The 18821-nt window shown below is 66.9% G+C and carries 14 protein-coding genes; 9 read left to right on the forward strand and 5 right to left on the reverse strand.

Going from position 1 to position 18821, the window contains the following annotated elements; translation table 11 throughout:
• Positions 1 to 279: 279 nt before the first annotated feature.
• Complete coding sequence (ftsH, locus tag ACE3RX_RS18575) at positions 280 to 2097, reverse strand: ATP-dependent zinc metalloprotease FtsH (RefSeq protein ID WP_374486454.1); 1818 nt, start codon at positions 2095 to 2097, stop codon at positions 280 to 282.
• Positions 2098 to 2302: 205 nt separating this feature from the next.
• Between ftsH and prsT the strand changes: the two genes are divergently transcribed.
• Positions 2303 to 5143, forward strand: coding sequence for an XrtA/PEP-CTERM system TPR-repeat protein PrsT (gene prsT, locus ACE3RX_RS18580; RefSeq protein WP_374486455.1), 2841 nt, complete (start codon positions 2303 to 2305; stop codon positions 5141 to 5143).
• Between the two features lie 137 nt (positions 5144 to 5280).
• Positions 5281 to 6147, forward strand: coding sequence for an exosortase-dependent surface protein XDP1 (xdp1, locus tag ACE3RX_RS18585; RefSeq protein ID WP_374486456.1), 867 nt, complete (start codon positions 5281 to 5283; stop codon positions 6145 to 6147).
• A 105-nt stretch (positions 6148 to 6252) separates the two neighbouring features.
• Here xdp1 and ACE3RX_RS18590 read toward each other — a convergent pair whose 3' ends face one another.
• From ACE3RX_RS18590 to ACE3RX_RS18600, 3 genes are all read right to left on the reverse strand, one after another.
• Positions 6253 to 8094 carry a DEAD/DEAH box helicase gene (locus ACE3RX_RS18590; protein WP_374486457.1) on the reverse strand — a complete coding sequence of 614 codons (1842 nt, stop codon included), beginning with the start codon at positions 8092 to 8094 and terminating at the stop codon, positions 6253 to 6255.
• Between the two features lie 245 nt (positions 8095 to 8339).
• Positions 8340 to 8759, reverse strand: a complete 420-nt coding sequence (locus tag ACE3RX_RS18595) for a YbaN family protein (protein ID WP_374486458.1) — start codon at positions 8757 to 8759, stop codon at positions 8340 to 8342.
• Between the two features lie 119 nt (positions 8760 to 8878).
• On the reverse strand, positions 8879 to 9286 hold the full coding sequence (locus ACE3RX_RS18600; RefSeq protein ID WP_374486459.1) for a hypothetical protein: 408 nt from the start codon (positions 9284 to 9286) through the stop codon (positions 8879 to 8881).
• Positions 9287 to 9902: 616 nt separating this feature from the next.
• Between ACE3RX_RS18600 and ACE3RX_RS18605 the strand changes: the two genes are divergently transcribed.
• Genes ACE3RX_RS18605 through ACE3RX_RS18615 form a run of 3 tightly spaced genes read left to right on the forward strand, consistent with a single transcriptional unit; the run spans position 9903 to position 14624 of the window.
• Positions 9903 to 11972 (forward strand): TonB-dependent receptor domain-containing protein, encoded by a 2070-nt coding sequence (locus tag ACE3RX_RS18605; protein ID WP_374486460.1) that lies wholly within the window; start codon positions 9903 to 9905, stop codon positions 11970 to 11972.
• Positions 11973 to 11982: 10 nt separating this feature from the next.
• Positions 11983 to 13284, forward strand: coding sequence for an ABC transporter substrate-binding protein (locus tag ACE3RX_RS18610; protein WP_374486461.1), 1302 nt, complete (start codon positions 11983 to 11985; stop codon positions 13282 to 13284).
• Positions 13284 to 14624: a di-heme oxidoredictase family protein gene (locus tag ACE3RX_RS18615; RefSeq protein ID WP_374486462.1), complete on the forward strand. Its 1341-nt coding sequence runs from the start codon at positions 13284 to 13286 to the stop codon at positions 14622 to 14624. The genes ACE3RX_RS18610 and ACE3RX_RS18615 overlap by 1 nt, the downstream gene beginning before the upstream one ends.
• Positions 14625 to 14825: 201 nt before the next feature.
• Here ACE3RX_RS18615 and ACE3RX_RS18620 read toward each other — a convergent pair whose 3' ends face one another.
• Entirely contained in the window at positions 14826 to 15254 is a 429-nt protein-coding gene (locus ACE3RX_RS18620; RefSeq protein ID WP_374486463.1) for a molybdopterin-binding protein, read from the reverse strand.
• A 153-nt stretch (positions 15255 to 15407) separates the two neighbouring features.
• Between ACE3RX_RS18620 and ACE3RX_RS18625 the strand changes: the two genes are divergently transcribed.
• Genes ACE3RX_RS18625 through modC form a run of 4 tightly spaced genes read left to right on the forward strand, consistent with a single transcriptional unit; the run spans position 15408 to position 18799 of the window.
• Entirely contained in the window at positions 15408 to 16235 is an 828-nt protein-coding gene (locus tag ACE3RX_RS18625) for a TOBE domain-containing protein (RefSeq protein WP_374486464.1), read from the forward strand.
• A gap of 25 nt (positions 16236 to 16260) precedes the next feature.
• A complete protein-coding gene (modA, locus tag ACE3RX_RS18630) occupies positions 16261 to 17016 on the forward strand; it encodes a molybdate ABC transporter substrate-binding protein (RefSeq protein ID WP_374486465.1) in 756 nt (251 codons plus the stop codon).
• A gap of 14 nt (positions 17017 to 17030) precedes the next feature.
• Positions 17031 to 17717: a molybdate ABC transporter permease subunit gene (gene modB, locus ACE3RX_RS18635; protein ID WP_374486466.1), complete on the forward strand. Its 687-nt coding sequence runs from the start codon at positions 17031 to 17033 to the stop codon at positions 17715 to 17717.
• The gene (modC, locus tag ACE3RX_RS18640) at positions 17714 to 18799 is read left to right on the forward strand and encodes a molybdenum ABC transporter ATP-binding protein (protein ID WP_374486467.1); all 1086 of its coding nucleotides are present in this window, start codon (positions 17714 to 17716) and stop codon (positions 18797 to 18799) included. Before modB ends, modC begins: the two co-directional genes overlap by 4 nt.
• Positions 18800 to 18821 lie beyond the last annotated feature (22 nt).

Here is an 18821-nt window from a genome sequence, read left to right on the forward strand (position 1 = left end):
GGCCCAGGGAGATGGTGCCGCTGTCCTTGATCTTTTTCAGCGTCGGCGATTCCTGCGCAGCGGCGGGCAAGGCGGTGATGCCGGCGGTCAGGGCCAGGGCGGCGAGGGCGAACTTTGGGGTACAGGACATGAGCGGCTTCCTCCACGGAATGTCGAACGATCACGAATCGGGTTGCCCGCCCGTCGCCCAGCGGCGCAGCAAGGCGGGGCGCGCCTTGGCGCGCATTCCGGGCATTGTAGCCCTCCCTGTTGTGCCGCGGTGTTCCGGTGGCTGCTGGATCAGGCCGTGTCCAGGCGGGCGTGGATGGCCTTCAGGTCGGCTTCGTCGAGGGTTTCGCGGGTCAGCAGGTCGCGGGCGGTCTCTTCGAGGATTGCCCGGCGGGCCGTGAGGATTGCCAGGCTGCGTTCGAAGGCCGCGGCGACGATGCGGCGTACCGCGCAGTCGATCTCGCGTGCGGTTTCCTCGGAATAAGCGCGCTCCTGCGGCGGTGCCGCGTTCTGGCCGAGGAAGTTGGCCTTGTCGCTGTCGTAGGCCACGTTGCCGAGCTCCGCGTCCATGCCGAAGCGCATCACGATGGAGCGGGCAATCGACGTGACCTTCTGCAGGTCGTCGGCGGCACCGGTGGACACTTCCCCGAAGATGATCTGCTCGGCGGCACGGCCGCCCAGCAGCACCGCCATCTTGTTCTCCAGTTCGGCGCGGGTCATCAGGAAGCGGTCTTCGGTCGGGCGCTGGATGGTGTAGCCGAGGGCGCCGACGCCGCGCGGGATGATGCTGATCTTGTGCACCGGGTCGGTGCCGGGCAGGCCCATCGCGACCAGCGCGTGGCCCATCTCGTGGTAAGCGACGACGGTGCGCTCGTGCTCGTTGAGGACGCGGTTCTTCTTTTCGAGGCCGGCGACGATGCGCTCGACGGCTACCGTGAAGTCTTCGACGGTGACTGATTGGCCGTTGCGCCGGGTGGCGACCAGCGCTGCCTCGTTGCACAGGTTGGCCAGGTCGGCGCCGGAGAAGCCCGGCGTCAGCGCTGCGACTTTCTCGGCGTCGGTGTCCGGGGCGAGGGTGATCTTCTTCATGTGCACCGCCAGGATCGCGATGCGGCCCTTCTTGTCGGGGCGGTCGACGAGCACCTGGCGGTCGAAGCGGCCGGCGCGCAGCAGGGCCGGGTCGAGCACTTCGGGGCGGTTGGTGGCGGCCAGCAGGACCAGGCCGGAGGAGGAGTCGAAGCCGTCCAGTTCCACCAGCAGCTGGTTGAGGGTCTGCTCCTTCTCGTCATGGCCGCCCATCGCGAAGGCACCGCGGGCGCGGCCCATGGCATCCAGTTCGTCGATGAAAATGATCGCCGGGGCCTTGGCGCGGGCTTGCTCGAAGAGGTCGCGCACGCGGGCGGCACCGACGCCGACGAACATCTCGACGAACTCGGAGCCGGAAATCGAGAAGAAGGGCACGCCGGCCTCGCCGGCCACCGCCTTGGCGATCAGCGTCTTGCCGGTGCCCGGCGGGCCGACCAGCAGCACGCCCTTCGGCACGCGGCCGCCAAGGCGGCCGTAGCGCTGCGGGTCCTTCAGGAAGCCGACCACTTCCTTCAACTCGTCCTTGGCTTCATCCACGCCGGCCACGTCCTCGAAGCTGACGCCGGTGTTGGCCGCCACATAGACCTTGGCCTTGCTCTTGCCGAGGTTCATGAAGCCACCGCCGAGGCCCTGCTTGCCGGCGAACTTGCGCATCGCGAACATCCAGATGGCGACGAAGATGACGGCGGGCAACACCCAGCCGAGGATGTCGCGGAACAGGGTGTTCTCGACGACGCCGGTGAATTTGACGTCGTACTGGCTGAGGTCCTTGGCCAGCGCCGGATCGACGCGGGTGGTGACGAACTTCTGGCGGCCGTCCTGCAGGGGCTGCTTGAGGGTGCCCTGGATGGTGTTGTCGGCGATGGCGATCTCGGCCACCTCGCCGGCCTTCACCATGCGCTGGAACTCGCTGTAAGGCACCGGCTCGACGGTGCGCATCTGCACCCACAGGTCATGCAGGGTGAAGATCGCGAACAGCGCGAAGATGAAGTACCAGAGGCTGAACTGGGTTTTCTTTTCCATGGGTAAGGGCGGGGCGGCAATGCCTTTCATATGGAGTCGCGGCGGGGCATTTTCAAGCGGACGGCGCGGCCTGGAAGGATTTGCCCGACTGTGTGACAACTTTTCTGGAGACTCCGCGACCGATTGCGAGTTCCGTCACGGGTGGGGGCGGGCGCCGCCGAGACAATGGCGGTCGTGGAAAAACTCCCTGGCCTGCCTGAACTTCATGTCGTCCCTCACCCTGCGTTCCGCCCTGACTGTCCTCCGTGCTCCGGCCCTCGTCCTGTTGATGTGTTGCGGTCCTGTCAGCGCTGAGGCCTTCGCCGCCGTGCAGGCGGCGAATGGCCAGGCTGCCCGCTATTACCAGGATGCGAGTGGACGCTTTGCTCGCAAGGACTTTGCCGGCGCCATCATCCAGGCTCGCAATGCGATTCAGCAGGCGCCGCGCTTGCTGGCGGCCCACCTGCTGCTCGGCAAGGCCTTGCTGAAGGATGGTCAGGCCGCCGCCGCGGAAGCCGAGTTCGAGCGTGCCCTGGAACTCGGTGCGGGCATGGTCGAGATCGCCCAGCCGTATGGCACTGCGCTGATGATGTTCGGCAAGAGCGAGAAGCTGCTCCAGCGCATCCGGCCCGACGGCCTGCCTGCGGGTTCACGGGCCGAAGTTCTGGCCATGCGGGCTACCGCCCATGCCGACCTGGGGGAGATGCCTGAAGCCTTCCGTGCCATCGAGGCAGGACGTCAGGCCGACCCGAAATCCCTGGCGCCGCTGCGCGCCGAAGTCGATCTGGCCTTGCGCGACCGCAACGGAGCAAGGGCCCGCAAGGCCCTCGATACTGCGTTGGCGATGGCTCCGACCGACCCCCAGCTGCTCCATCTGAAGGGCACCCTCCTGCAGTCCGGGGGCGATGTGCGGGGAGCGCTGGATTACTTCGGAAAGGCCCTCGCGGCCGATCCCCGTCAGCTCGATGCGCTGATCGCCCGTGCATCCCTGCTGCTGGATCTGCAGCGGCCGGACGAGGCCATGCGCGACCTCGACCTGGCAGGCGGCATGGTTCAGCGCGAGCCCCGCGTGGCCTACCTTCGCAGCCTGGTCTACGCCGCGCGTGGCGACAGCAAGGCATCTCGCGCCCAGCTCGAGGAGGTGACTGCGCTGGTGGATATCCTGCCGGACGATTTCGTCGCGCGGCAACCGCCGCTCCTGATGCTGGGCGGGCTGGCGTCCTACGCGACGGGACGCGGTGAGCGCGCCCGGATGCTGCTCGAACGCTACGTGCAGCGCATGCCGAACGATCCGGCCGGCCGCAAGCTGCTTGCCAACATCTACCTGGAGGCGGGCGACAGCGCCCGCGTCGCTGATCTGCTTGAGCCGATGCTGCGCTCCGGCGACGTGGATCCCCAGGCCCTGACGACCCTGGCGGCGCTGCGCATGCAGCAGCGGCGTTACCGGGAGGCGGCAGAAGCGCTGGAGGCCGCCGCCCGCGTCTCCGGTGATCATCCGGGCATCATGGCCCAGCGGGGATTTGCGCTGCTCGGCAGCCAGCAGTCGGATCTGGGGCTGCAGGCATTGCGCCGTGCCTTCGACAAGGAGCCGCGCCAGATCAATGTGGCCTCGGCCCTGAGTACCCTCTATCTGCGCCGCGGGGATCATCGCGCGGCACTACAGGTCGCCGAGACTCTGGTGAAGGGGCTGCCCGGGGAAGGGCTGGCCTACAACCTGCTGGGGGCTGTGCAGGCCGCCAGGGGGCGGCCCGCCGAGGCGCGCCAAGCCTATCTCAAGGCGGTGACGCTGGCCCCAGGCCTGGTTCCGGCGCAGCTCAACCTTGCCCGCATGGACGTGGCGGAGGAACGGCTGGACGCTGCCCGCCAGCGCCTGACGGCGCTGCTGGCCCGGCAGCCCCAGCACGTTCAGGCCATGACCGAGTTGGCACGGGTGGAACAGCGGGCCGGTCGTATCGGGGCTGCCCAGACTTTGCTGGAGCAGGCCTGGGCGAAGGCGCCCGGAGACGTCCAGGTCGGGCTCGAGTTGTTGGCGGTGTATCGGCCCCTGAACAAGCCTGCCGCCGCGCTGGCGATCGCCCGTCAATTGACTGCCGCCCGTCCTGACGATCCGGTGGTGACTGGGGCGCTGGGGCGGGCCGCGCTGGCTACCGGCGACCTGGCGACTGCCAAGGCCGCGTTCTCGACGCTGGCCCGTCTGGTAGGCAAGGACGCCGAGCGCCTGGTGGAGGTCGGGCGCCTGCAACTTCAGGCCGGGGCGCCGATCGAGGCGGCGGCGAGCGCCGAAAAGGCTTTGGCGGCCCGAGCGGGCTTCGAACCGGCCCTGGTCCTGCAGGCCGAGGCGGAACTGGCGGCAGGCCACGTACCACGCGCCGAAGGCTTGCAGCAGGCGCTCGCCCGCCGTACTGCCAACGGCGCCGAAGCATTGCGCCTGGCGGGCGACATTGCGCTTGCTAGGCGCCAGCCGGCGGAGGCCCGACGCCTGTACCTGGCCGCGCTCGGCAAGAGCCCGTCGGCACTGCTGGTGCTGCAGGCCGTCAATGCGGCCTTCCGGGCCGGGGAGGGCGACAAGGGCGTCGCCCTGCTCGAAGACTGGTTGCGTGCCCACCCGGACGATGTTCCGGTGCATTCTGCGGCGGCCGAGGCCTATTTGCGCCTGAACCGGCTGGCCGAAGCCCGCAAGGCCTACGAATGGCTGATTGAGAGGGATCCGCAGAATGCGGAGGTGGCCAACAATCTGGCCCAGGTACTGTTGCGCCAGAACGACCGCGGCGCTGTGGCGATGGCTGAACGGGCGGCCCGCGCCGCGCCGCGCGATGCCAATGTGCTCGACACCCTCGGGTGGGTGCGGGTGCGCAACGGGGTGATGGATGGCGGTCTGCAAAACCTGCGGGATGCCAGCCAGCGGGCGCCCGATTCCCGCGACATCCGCTATCACCTAGCCTGGGCCTTGGACCGTATCGGCCGCAAGGATGAAGCCCGGGCCGAACTGGCCGCCGCACTGCGTGCTGGGGGGGATTTCGACAGTGCCCAGGAGGCGCAACAGTTGCGCAGGAGCCTGGGTTTGTGAGAGGCCTGATGCCGCCGGGCTTCCGCTCCAATACCTGATCTTTCAGATTTTTGTCAGCTTTGTGAAATCCATCCTGGGGTATCACCATTCACTCCGTTTATCGTGAGCGGCGAACAGATGACTAGATAAGGTTTGTGATGTCCAAGAGCGTAATCAGGTCTCTCGTCGTGCTCGGACTTGCCATGTCCGGTGTTCTCCAGGCGCATGCCGCGACCAGCTGGAGCTTCACTACCGGGGGAACGGAGTCCAGTGGCGGCAATTTTGGCAACACCCGCAGCTATACGTCCGGGACGGGCAGCAAGGTGGCCGTGTCGGCGTGGTCGGACACGAAGAATGCGTCAACAGGTGGCGCCAAGAACGCCTATATCGAGAGCGCCTACCTTGGATCGTGGGCGGGCGGTCTTGGTGTCACCAACCGCGATGGCGCCAATGGTGCCGGAGACAAGAACGAGGGGACGATTGCGGCCACTCAGGTGCCCGGCCACACGATGGACAACGACAGCCGCTACGACTCGATGCTTTTCGACTTCGGCGGGAAGGCCGCCAAGCTCAACAGCGTGACGGTTGGCTGGTGGACCGGAGACTCCGACATCACGGTGCTGGCCTACACGGGGAAAGGGACGCCCACCTTCATGTCCGCCGATCAGGGGTATGCCGCGTTGCTGAGCAGCGGGTGGAGCGTGGTAAAGAGCTCGGCGGGTAAGACCGGCACGGCGCACTATTCCAATGCCGCCGGTGGCGCTCCCACGGAGTCCACCAACGCGGCCAAGTATGTCCCGCTGGCGGTGAATGATCTGAACATCAGCGCTCGCTACTGGCTGGTCGGTGCGCTCAATACACTCGTGCAGTCGCTGCCGACCGGTACCTCGGTCAACAAGGGCGATGACTACGTCAAGATTGCCGGCGTGAGTGCCACCTTCGATACGCCCGAGCCCTCCAGCATGGTGCTCGCGAGTGGCGCCCTGGCTGGGGTTGTCCTGATGCGTCGGCGCCGGAAGGGCTGACGGGCCCTGGCGATGCCTGGATGAAAACAAGAACGGCACCTTCGAGGTGCCGTTCTTGTTTGGGCGCCTGATCAGCCCCGCGGGGGCGGGGCTGTGTGGCGTGACTTAGCGGTTGCCGTTGCCGTTGCGCGGCGAGAACAGGGCGGCCGGCTTGATGTCGCCCGCCTTGCGACCGGTAAGGGTGACCGCCGGGCGGTGGCTCTCCTCCAGCGCGGCCGGTGTGCCACGATTCGGGTTGCCGCCACCGAAACCGCTCTTGCCACCGCGTCCGCCCTGGCCGTTGCCCTGACGGTGGATGTTGAAGCTGGCTTCCGGGTCACGGTACTGCGGCTTGGCCTTGGACTTATAGTCGACGCGGTTGCCGAAATCGTCGTCCATGTCAGTTGTCTGGCGGGGGGCGCGTTGCTCGCGGTTGCCCGGTTCTCCGCCGCCCTGGGGCTTGCCGCCCCGGTTGCGGCCCTGGCGGTCCTGCGGCTGTCCCTGGCGAGCGGGCCGGCCCTGGCCCTGACCCTGCTGACCTTGTCCTTGCCCTTGGCCCTGCCTTTGAGGGCGGGACTGCTGGCCTTGGCCTTGGCTCTGTCCTTGAGCCTGTTCCTGGCCCTGACCCTTCGGCTTGCCCTGGCGCTGGCCTTGTTTCTGTCCCTGACCCTGCTTCTGGCCTTGGCCCTGAGATTGACCCTGGCCCTGCCCCTGGCGGCGGTCACGGCCGCCGTTGTGGGCGCCGCGGGGTTCGCGGGGCGGGCGCTCGTCGCTCTCGGCGGGCGCCGCGGAGGGCACGAAGTCGGGCACCTCGACCTTGTCGATGAGGCGCTTCATCAGGCGCTCGATGTCCTTCAGCAGCGGCAGCTCTTCCCGGTCCACCAGGGACACCGCGGCGCCGGATGAGCCGGCCCGGCCAGTGCGGCCGATGCGGTGTACGTAGTCTTCCGGCACATTGGGCAGGTCGAAGTTGACGACCTGCGGCAGCTGGTCGATGTCGAGGCCGCGGGCGGCGATGTCGGTGGCGACCAGCACCTGCAGCTTGGCGTCCTTGAAGTCGGCCAGCGCGCGGGTGCGTGCCGACTGGCTCTTGTTGCCATGGATGGCGGCGGACGGGATGCCGTGCTTGCCGAGGTATTCGGCCAGCTTGTTGGCGCCATGCTTGGTGCGGGTGAACACCAGCACCTGGAACCACTGGTGCTTGTTGATCAGGAAGGCCAGCAGTTCGCGCTTCTGCTTCTGCGGGCACAGGTGCACCGATTGCTGGACCAGCTCGGAGGCGGTGTTGCGGCGTGCCACCTCGACGTAGCCGGGGTTGTGCAGCAGGCCGTCGGCGAGGGCCTTGATCTCGTCGGAGAAGGTGGCCGAGAACAGCAGGTTCTGGCGCTTCTTGGGCAACAGCGCGAGGATCTTCTTGATGTCGCGGATGAAGCCCATGTCGAGCATGCGGTCGGCTTCGTCGAGGACGAGGATCTCCACGCCGGACAGGTCGATGGTGCCCTGGTTCTGGTGGTCGAGCAGGCGGCCAGGGGTGGCGACCAGGATGTCCACCTTCTTCTTGAGCTTGGTGATCTGCGGGTTGATCGCGACGCCACCGAACATGACCATCGAGGTCAGCGGCAGATGCTTGCCGTAGGTCTGCACGGATTCCTCGACCTGGGCCGCCAGTTCGCGGGTCGGGGTGAGGATCAGGCAGCGCGGCCGGCCGGCCTTCTGGTTGTGGGCGTGCGCTTCGGAGAGGATGTGCAGGATCGGCAGCGTGAAGCCGGCGGTCTTGCCTGTGCCGGTCTGCGCCGCGGCCATCAGGTCGCCGCCGGCGAGAACCTGCGGAATGGCCTGGGCCTGGATCGGGGTGGGGGCCGTGTAGCCGGTTTCGGCAATGGCCTGTTTGATGGGCTCGCTGAGGGCGAGATCGGCAAAAGTAATCGCAACCGGCGCCGGGGCGGCGGCCTGGACTTCTTGAGTCATTGGATGTCGGGCTCCTGCGACGGCCTGACCGCTCAAGGAAAGCGGCACCAATCGGGGCGGACGCAATGAGAGTTCGTGATCGCTGGGCGATCGGTCGAAACGGATGAAGGATTGACCTGTACGCCGATTGGCTTGCGTAAGGCCAGGGAATTGTACGGGTTTTGCGGGCTTTTTTGGGGCGTTTTTTGCCTTGTTTTCTGCCGGCCTGCCAGGCGTGCATCAGGCCGGCGCCGAAGGCTGATGTGTCAGCTTTCTGGTCGGGTCAGGATGTAGCCGCCTGCAGCGATCTGGGGCAGGCCGGCGACTGCCAGCAGTAGTGGCGCATCCTGCAGCGCGTAGGCGCACATGGCGAGCCCGAGGCTCAGCCCGCCGAGGGCGAAATGCTTGCCCCCCCGGCTGATCGTGCCGTCCTCCATCCAGGCGCGCACATGAGGGCCGGCTACAGGAAGCGTGTATAGCTTGTGCTGCAGGCGCGGACAGCTCTTGCTCCACGCCCAGGCCGCGATGATCCAGAACACGGTGGTTGGCAGCAAGGGAAGGAACAGGCCTACCGTGCCCACCGCAAAACAGGCCCAGCCGATCAGGAACAGGGTCTGGCGGCCGACGTGCTGGATCAGGCTGGGGGCCGGCGTGGCGATGGCATCCTGGCAGGTGTCGGGCGGCATGATCGTTTCCTTTCTTGTCATGGGGACGGTCGAGCAGGTGGAAAAACGTTCCGCTCCTGTGTAGTCAGCGTTTCCGTCCCGATGGTTCCATGCGCAGTGAAAGCGATGCGGGTCGGCCGTCAGCGTGGCATCGACTCGGCGAGGGAGAAGAAGCCGTGGGCCTTGTCGAGCTCGCCGTCGCGGACGACGACCCGGTGGATCAGCCAGCGTCCGTCGCGCAGCCGCCAGGCCCGCAGCGACTCGGCATAGGCCACGGTGCGGAGCGCGGCGGGGATCTCCGGCCCGCGGCTCTCCTCGAGCACATAGCTGTGGGCGCAGTAGCACGCGTTGTCGTCCTCGTCGCGGCCGAGGATGCGGGCGGCGGTGACCACGTAATCCATGTAGTGGTCGAAATAGAGTGGCGCGACGACCTGCTCCTGCCATTCGGCGGGCAGGCCCTCGTTCCAGCGGATTGCGGTTTCCGAGCGGCGGCTGTGGCCGGGGCGGATATCGAAATATTGATGGGTGTATAGCCTTGCGTGGGGCATGGTCGGGCCTCGTTCGTTGATGGCGGCGGCCTTGGGGCGGTCGTGCCGTTGTCGTTACCGTCCTTGTGCTGGCGCACGGTCAGGACACGTTTGATGCTGGCCGGCGCTCCCGTACGGAGTGGCCGGATCGGCAAGCCCCTGTGCGAGCCCGGCCGGGGCGGCGAGCAGTAGTACGGCCAGCAGGTCGAGCGGGCGGATTAGGGCGGGCGAGGCGGTCGGGCGACGACGCTGGGTGGGGCGGGTTCTCATGGCGGACGTGAGCGAGATTCGATGTGTTGTTTTTGATATAGCGCTATTAGCAGCTGGCGTGCCTGCTTGCTATGGCGCATTGGATCAAAGCTCGTCCAGAGTGCCCTACTGTGCCGGAGAAGGCGTTCGATTCATCCTGGCTAGCTAGCCGGACTATTCTGTATGGCACTGATTGAGCCTTCAATTTGTAGGGTTTAAGACATCGCTGTGTAGTAAGTTATACATCGAGTGAGTGTGGAGTCGGCGTTTGTGTGCGCCGCACAAGGTTTTCCCTGTAGGCACGCTCATTGCTCAGCATGGGATAGGGAAAGGTTCGTATTTCGATATATACAAACTTATATAGATGGTGTTCGTACCGGGGGTCTCGATGAAAAGGAAGCAGATGCAGGCGTGGGTGCTGGGCGGCGTATCGGCGGCGCTGGCAGGGTCGGCGGTGGCGGCGGAGGGGGTGTTCCAGCTCGGCACCGTGGATGTGGTGGCGAGTCCGATCGACGCGGCTGTGCCGGGGGAAGCCGTGATCAAGGGCGACGCCCTGGAGCAGTTCAATTGTGACACCCTCGGCAAGGCGGTGGCGCTGACGCCGGGGATCAGCCTGTCCCGCAACAGCCGCAACGAGGACATCGTCTATCTGCGCGGCTTCGACGTGCGCCAGGTGCCGCTGTTCATCGACGGCATTCCGGCCTACGTGCCCTATGACGGCTATGTGGACTTCGGCCGCTTCACGACCTTCGACTTGGCCGAGATCCGCGTCGCCAAGGGCGCGGCGTCGCTGCTCTACGGGCCCAACACGCTGGGCGGGGCGATCAACCTGGTCAGCCGCAAGCCGGTGAAGGCACTCGAAGGCGACTTGCGGGCGGGCTTTGGCGCCGGCGGCCTGCAGAAGTACGCCGCCAACGTGGGCAGTAATCAGGGCATGTGGTACATGCAGCTCGGCGCGTCCTACACCGACAGCAACTACCTCCCGCTGTCGAGCAACTACTCGCCGAAGTCCATTCCGACCAGCGCCAGCAACGCCACCCGCAACGTGCTGGAGGACGGCGGCCATCGGGAGAACTCCTACCGGACCGACTCCCGCCTGTCAGTGAAGCTGGGCCTGACCCCCAACGCCACCGACGAATACGCCATCGGCTACGTTCAGCAGAACGGCCGCAAGGGCAACCCGCCCTACGCCGGCAATGCGCCGGGGCAGTACCTGAGCATCGGCGGCGGCGCCAACAGCCGTTTCTGGCAGTGGCCGTACTGGAACCTGGAGAGCACCTATTTCATCGCCAACGTGGCGGTGGGGCAGGACCACGTCGTCAAGGCGCGGGTGTACCAGGACAACTACGACAACAAGATCCTCGCCTACAGCAACGGTAGCTATTCCTCGCTGATCGCCAACACCACCAACTTCCCGAGCTGGTACAAGGATTCGACCACCGGCGTGTCGGTCGAGCTGGACAGCTTCGCGTTCAGCGGCCATGAGCTGGCCATTGCCTACCACTACAAGGAAGACAAGCACCAGGACAACGGTCTGGCCCTCAGCAAGAACTACCGGGACGTGACCACCTCCATCGCGGTGGAGGACATGATCCGTGTGTCCGACCTGTGGCGCCTGCGCCTCGGCGCCAGCCACGACCAGCGCGACGCCAAGGAGGTGTACTACTGGCCGACCGGCTCCACGTCCGGCACCAACTGGTTGGCCGAGCTGACCCGCAAGCTCGGCGGCGGGGCTGAAGCATTTGTTAGCGTGGCCCACAAGACCCGCTTCCCGACCATCAAGGACCGCTACTCGGCGTCCCTCGGCAGTGGCCTGCCGAACCCGGACCTCAAGCCCGAGCGCGCCCTCAACGTCGATACCGGCCTGCGCGGCAGCCCATGGGGCGGCGCCCGCGGCCAGGCCAGCCTGTTCTACAGCCGCATCGAGAACCTGATGCAGCGCGTGAACATCATTCCGGTGTCCCTGTGCAACCAGCCGGGCGTCGGCGCGGCAACGTCCTGTGCGCAGTTGCAGAACATCGCCGAGGCGCGCCACGCCGGCGTCGAGCTGTCCTTGGAGCAAACCCTCGGCCATGGCTGGACGGTGGGCGGCAACTACACCTACCTCGGCCGTGAGAACCGGACCTCGACGACCCCGCTCACCGACACCCCGCTCACCGACACCCCGCGCAACCGCCTGTTCGCCTACGCCAGCTGGAAGCCGTCCGACCGCTGGGAATACCAGGCCTCGGTGGATGCCGAGAACGGCCGCATGGTGGCCTACGGCAGCGGCAACGCGGCGACCTACGTGAAGATGGGCGGCTTTGCGCTGGCCAACGTGAAGGCGGTGTACAAGCCGCTGCCGGCCTGGGCGCTGGAAGTGGGCGCGACCAACCTGTTCGATGCCAACTACGCGCTGGCTGATGGCTACCCGATGCCCGGCCGCATGTGGTTCGCCAACGGCGCCTACAAGTTCTGAGGAGGTCGTCATGGACAGCCTGCACAAGTCTTCCCGCCGCGCCTTCGTGCGTGCCGCCGGCGCCTTCGCGGCGCTGGGCGCGTCCGGCCGCCTTTGGGCGGCGCCGACGAAGGACGTGGTGGTGCTCACCGCCTACCCGGACGCGGTGGTGTCGCGCTTCGAGGCCGCCTTCGAGAAGGCCTGGCCCCAGTACCGCCTGCGTATCGTCTGGCGCATGCCCCACGACGCTTTGCCCTACCTCCGCCAGGCGGGGCAGGGCGGCGTGGACGTGTACTGGAGCGCGTCGCCCAAGACTTACGCTCAGCTCAAGGATGAGCACGCCTTCCGCAAGCTGCCGGTGAGCCTGGAGGGCCTGCCGGGGCGGGTCGGCGGCAGCGTCATCAACGATCCGGACGGCTTCTACGCGGCGTCCGAGGTGGCCGGCTACGGCTTTGCGGTGAATCCGGCTTATCTGCACAGCCACAAGCTGCCGCCGGTGGCGGACTGGAGCGACCTGGCCGATCCGGTCTATGCCGGTCACCTGGCGGTGCCGGACCCGGTGGAGGTGGGCTTCGCGCCGGTGCTGGTGGATATTCCGCTGCAGGCCTACGGTTGGGACATCGGCTGGGCTCTGTGGAGTGCCATCGCCGCCAATGCGGCTTTCACCGGGCGTGGCGGCACCTTCGTCAGCGATGAGATCGGTGGCGGGCGCAGGGGCATTGGGCTGTCCATCGATTTCTTCGTCGCCTCGGCGGTGGCCAATGGCGCACCGATCGAGTTCATCTACCCGCGCCACGGCGGCGTCAATCCGGCCCACATCGCGGTGACCGCCGGCAGCCCGAATCCGGAGGGCGGGAAGGCTTTCGTGGACTTCGTGCTGTCCGACGCCGGACAGAAGATCCTCGCCCACCCGGACATCCGCAAGCTGCCGGTGCGGCCGTCAGCCTACGTCGGCCTGCCGGCTGGCTACCATGATCCCTTCGCAGCGGCGGCGCGGGGCGGCTATCTCTATGACAACGCTCGTGGGCGCGGCCGCGCAGCGCCGATTGCGGCCGCCTTCGGGCAGGCCTTCGTGCGTCCCCATGCGCGTCTGGTCGAACTCTGGCGGTGCCTGCATGCGGCCGACGGGGCGGCCTGGAATACGGTCTGGCCCCTGCTGACGACCCCGCCGCTGAAGGAGGCGGAGGCCGACGATCCGGCGATCCAATGCGCCTTCTTCGCCCGCCGCGACGACCCGGCTGCCGAGGCGCTGGCCGCTGGCCTGGAAAAGACCTGGGCGAGCCGCGTCGATGCGCGCTATGCGAAGGCCGCCAGCCTGCTGGGGGTGGCCTGATGCGACGGCTGGGTTTCCTGTTATTGGTGTGCGGCGTTCTCGCAGCGGCGGGCGCCCGGGCGGCGGACTGGCAGGTGGCGGATGCAGACCGCGAGGCCTTCGCGCGGCCGCTGGATGGCCTGACCGATGCGGAGCGGGAGCGCTTCTTTCATGGCCGTTCCCTGTTCAACCAGAGCTGGGTGGTGGCGCCGGCCAAGGACGAGCAGGTGGACGGCCTCGGCCCGCTCTACAACCGGCTGGCCTGCATCTCCTGCCACGCCCGCAACGGCCGCGGCCTGCCGCCGGACGGTCCGGACGAGCGTATGCAGTCGATGCTGGTACGCCTGTCCGTGGCCGGGCGGGGCCCGCACGGCGGACCGCGACCCCATCCGGCCTATGGCGACCAGTTCAACGAGGAAGGCATTCCCGGCGTGCCCGGCGAGGGACGCGTACGTTTGGGCTGGATCGAGTCGAAGCGTCGGCTGGCGGATGGCGAAGTGGTGTCGCTGCGCCGTCCGACGCTGGCCTTCACCGAGCTGGGCTACGGGGCGATCGGCAAGGTGCTGACCTCGCCGCGGGTCGGCCAGCAAGTGGTGGGCATGGGGCTGCTCGATGCGGTGCCGGCGCAGACCTTGGCGGCGCTGGCCGCAGAGCGTAAGCCAGATGGCGTGAAAGGGCGCGTGAACCGGGTGTGGAGTCCGGAAACCGCTGCACTGGAGGCTGGACGCTTTGGCTACAAGGCCAACATGCCGGCGCTGCGTGCGCAGATTGCAGGCGCTTTCCTGGGCGACCTAGGGATCACGTCCGAGCTGCATCCGATCGAAAACTGTACTGCTGTGCAGTCCGCTTGCCGGCAGGCACCGAACGGCGGCACGCCGGAGCTGAGTGCCCGCCAGCTGGACGATGTGGAGTTCTATCTGGCCCACTTGGCCGTGCCGGCCCGCCGGAATACGGACAGTGAGGTCGTGCGGCGCGGCGAGGCGCTGTTCGCTGCTAGCGGCTGTGCGCAGTGCCACCGGCCGAGCCTCTCGACTGGGGCGTCGCCGCGTTTCCCGAGGCTCGCTGGGCAGACCATCGCGCCTTACACGGACTTGCTGATCCACGACATGGGGCCTGGCCTGGCCGATCGCAGGCCGGATTTCGCCGCGTCAGGGCGGGAGTGGCGAACGCCGCCGCTGTGGGGGATAGGGCTGACGCAGACGATCAGCGAGCAGCAACGCTATCTCCACGACGGCCGTGCGCGCAGCCTGGCCGAGGCGATCCTGTGGCATGGCGGCGAAGCGAAGGTTGCGCGCCGACGTTTCGAAGCCCTGCCGGCGTCACAGCGTCGGGCCTTGCTGGCCTTTCTCGAAAGCCTGTGAGGCGTCTTGTGTGAGGAGAGAGATGTAGGGGCGAATGAATTCGCCCCTACGGGGAAGAAAGATCATTGATCGTCAGATAAACCAGAAAAATGCACTATGGATGTGCATTCGCTATATCCAGGTGCATATAGTGATCCGCGGGGGCGTGTCGGGATGTCCCGCGACTCTCCGCGGAAGGGATGTGGCGTCGCCGCCGGTACTTCAGCCGGCGACGCCGAGGATTACCGACGGCGCCTTGAAAACGGCGATTGCCGGGGTGCCGACCTTCAGGCCGAGGGCAACCGAGGCTTCATGGGTGATCGTGGCGTGGACGGTCTGTCCATTGCCCAGGGCGATGGACACGTCGCTGCTGACCGGTCCTTCGGTGATCGAGGTGATGCTGCCGCCCAGGCGGTTGCGGGCCGACACTCTGACGTCGCCTGAGCCGGGAATGATTAATACGGATGAGGCTTTGACAAAGGCCTGGACGGGTTTCCCGGCGGCGAGGTTGAGTTCCCTCACCGCGTCATTGGTGACGGTCGCGACGATCTTCAGGTCTCCGGGCAGGGCCACTTCCACCTCGGAATTGATGGCGCCGAGCCTGACTGCGTCGATGTGGCCGTCGAATACGTTGCGCGCGCTGATCTTCATGTCTGCATTCTCCGAAAGCGATGCGCTTGGGGGGGCACGTCAGCTTACGCAAGAGCGTCATCCCCTATCAACCGTCAGGGCGGCGGATTGGTGGCCCGCTATTTGCTGGAGTACAGTACGCCTCGTTGTATAGCGACATATATAGGAACAAGAATGACAACCCGCCGCGCCATTCATCACAAGCTTGTCGGAAAACTGACAGTCGATACCGAGTTCGGCACTTTTCTCGGTGACACGCGCATCCGCCTGCTGGAGGCCATCGACCGTTACGGCTCGATCTCCCAGGCCGCCAAGGCCGTGCCGCTGTCCTATAAGGCTGCGTGGGACGCCGTGGACGCGATGAACAACCTGGCCGAGGCGCCGCTGGTGGAGCGTTCGGTGGGCGGCAAGCACGGCGGCGGCACCAGCCTTACCGACTACGGTCGCCGGGTCATCGCGATGTACCGGGCGGTGGAGCAGGAATACCAGGAGGCTATCGACCGCCTGTCGGCGCGTCTGGGTGATGGTGGCGAGTCCGGTGTACGCGAGTTCCAGACCCTGCTGCGCCGGATGTCGATGCGCACCAGTGCCCGCAACCAGTTCGTCGGCCGGATCAGCGGCCTGCGCGAGGGCGAGGTCAGCTTCGAGGTGCGTGTGCGCCTCGATGACGCCAGCGAAATCGTCGCCGTGATCACCCGCGAGAGCGCAGAGACGCTGGAGCTCGGCATTGGTCAGGACGTGCACGCCTTCGTCAAGGCTCCGTCGGTGCTGCTGATCACCGACCCGCAGGTGCGCACCACGGCGCGCAACCACCTGTGGGGCGAAGTCAGCCGCATTCATGAGGGGCCGGTGAGCTCGGAGGTGACGATCACGCTGCCCGGTGGGCGCACCGTCACCTCGGTGGTAACCCACGACAGCATCGACAACCTCGGTCTTGCCATCGGCACGCCGGCCTGTGCGGTCTTTCAGGCCACGTCGGTGATCCTCGCCGTCTTCGACTGAATTTCAACCTGACTGGAGTTCTTCAATGAAATCGCCGTTCCGTTCGCTTGCCCTCTTTGCCGTTCTCGCCGGGACTTCCCTGCTGGCTAAAGCCGACGAGGTGTCGGTGGCGGTGGCCGCCAACTTCACCGCGCCGATGCAGAAGATCGCCGCCGAGTTCGAAAAGGCCACCGGCCACAAGGCCCAGCTGGTGTTCGGCTCGACGGGCAAGTTCTACGCCCAGATCAAGTCTGGCGCCCCCTTCCAGCTGCTGCTCGCGGCCGACGACGAAACGCCGGCCAAGCTCGTCAAGGAAGGCGACGGCGTGGCGGGCAGCAGCTTCACCTACGCGATCGGCAAGCTGGTGCTGTGGTCGCCGAAGGCTGGCGTGGTGGACGACAAGGGCGACGTGCTGAGGACGGGCAAGTTCGAGCACCTGTCCGTTGCCAATCCGAAGCTGGCGCCTTACGGCCTGGCCGCGATGGAAACCCTCAAGGCCCTCGGTCTGGCCGACAGCCTGCAGCCGAAGATCGTCCTCGCCGAGAGCATCGGTCAGGCCCAGCAGTTCGTCGCCTCGGGTAGCGCAGAACTGGGCTTCATCGCTTATTCGCAGATCCATAAGGACGGCAAGCTGATCGATGGCTCCTACTGGCTGGTGCCGTCCAAGTACTACAGCCAGATCCGCCAGGACGCGGTGGTGCTGAACAAGGGCAAGGGCCAGGCGGCCGTCACTGCGCTGACCGCCTTCCTGAAGTCGCCGGCCGCGGCGGCGATCATCAAGTCCTACGGGTACGAACTTTGATCGATGGTTGAGCCATGGAATTGACACCGGAAGACTGGTCGGCCGTTCGCCTGACCCTTGAGCTGTCCACCCTCGTTACGGTGTTGTTGCTGATCATAGGGACTCCCATCGCCTGGTGGCTGGCCCGCACCCGGTCGCGCCTGCGCGGTGTGATCGGGGCGGTGGTGTCGCTGCCCATCGTGCTGCCGCCGACGGTGCTGGGTTTCTACCTGCTGGTGCTGATGGGGCCGCAGGGGGCGGTGGGGCGCTTCACCGAGGCCCTCGGCCTCGGGCGGCTGCCCTTCACCTTCACCGGCCTGGTGGTGGCCTCGATCATCTACTCGCTGCCCTTCGTGGTGCAGCCAATTCAAAACGCCTTCATGGCGATGGGCGACCGTCCGCTGGAGGTCGCGGCGACGCTGCGCGCCTCGCCGCTGGCCACCTTCTTCACGGTCACGTTGCCGCTGGCGCGGCCGGGCTTCATCACCGCGGCGATCCTCGGTTTCGCGCACACCGTCGGCGAGTTCGGCGTGGTGCTGATGATCGGCGGCAACATCCCGGACAAGACCCGGGTCATCTCGATGCAGATTTACAACCACGTGGAAGCCATGGAATACGGCCAGGCCCACGGCCTCGCCGCCGGCCTGCTGGCCTTCTCCTTCATCGTGCTGCTGGGGCTGTATGCCATTGGCGGGCGCAACGCGCTGGGGGGCTCGCGATGAGCGACGCCACCGGCATCCGCCTGCAATGCTGCCTGCCGCTGGCGGATTTCACTCTGGAAGCGGACCTGCAGTTGCCCGGCCGTGGCGTGACCGCGCTGTTCGGGCCGTCGGGCTCGGGCAAGACCTCCCTGCTGCGCTGCGTGGCCGGGCTGGCGCGGCCGGCCGGGCGTGTGGAGATCAATGGCGAATGCTGGCAGGACGACGCGCGGCGGGTTTTCCTGCCGACCCACAGGCGGCCCCTCGGCTACGTGTTCCAGGAGGCCAGCCTGTTTGCCCATCTGTCGGTACGCGCCAACCTGGAATTCGGCCTGAAGCGCATCCCAGTGGCGGAGCGCAAGGTCGGCTGGGAGGCGGCGGTGGAGCTGCTGGGCATCGGCCATCTGCTGGACCGCGGTACTGCCGCGCTGTCCGGCGGTGAGCGCCAGCGGGTGGCGATCGCCCGCTCGCTGCTGACCAGTCCGCAGCTGTTGCTGATGGACGAGCCGCTGGCGGCGCTGGATAGCCGGCGCAAGCAGGAAATCCTGCCCTATCTTGAGCGCCTGCACGACGAACTGGCGACGCCGATCCTGTACGTCAGCCATTCGCCGGACGAGGTGGCGCGCTTGGCCGATCACATGGTGCTGCTGGAGCAGGGCCGGGTGGTGGCCAACGGGCCGACCGCCGAGCTGCTGGCCCGCCTGGACTTGCCGCTGGCCCTCGATGAGGACGCGGCAGTGCTGGTGGACACCCAGGTCGTCGGCCACGACGAGGACTATCAATTGACCCGCCTCGGTTTTCCCGGCGGTGTCATTAAGGTGACCCGCAAGGCCCTCGACGTGGGCAAGCGGGCGCGCCTGAAAATCCAGGCCCGCGACGTCAGTATCGCGCTCACCGGCGAGAACCGCTCGAGCATCGTCAACCGCCTGCCGGCACGCATCGTCGGCTTCGGCGATGCGGCCCATCCGGCCCAGTGCCTGGTGCGCCTGGATGCGGGGGGGACGCCGCTGCTGGCGCGGATCACCCGCCTGTCGAAGGACCAGCTCGGCCTGCGCGAGGGCCTGCCGGTCGTCGCGCAGATCAAGTCGGTGGCGCTGCTGGCCTGAAGTCGGGCCGGCAGCGCCGCCG

It is taken from the genome of Zoogloea sp. (genome assembly GCF_041914405.1).
Lineage (GTDB): Bacteria > Pseudomonadota > Gammaproteobacteria > Burkholderiales > Rhodocyclaceae > Zoogloea.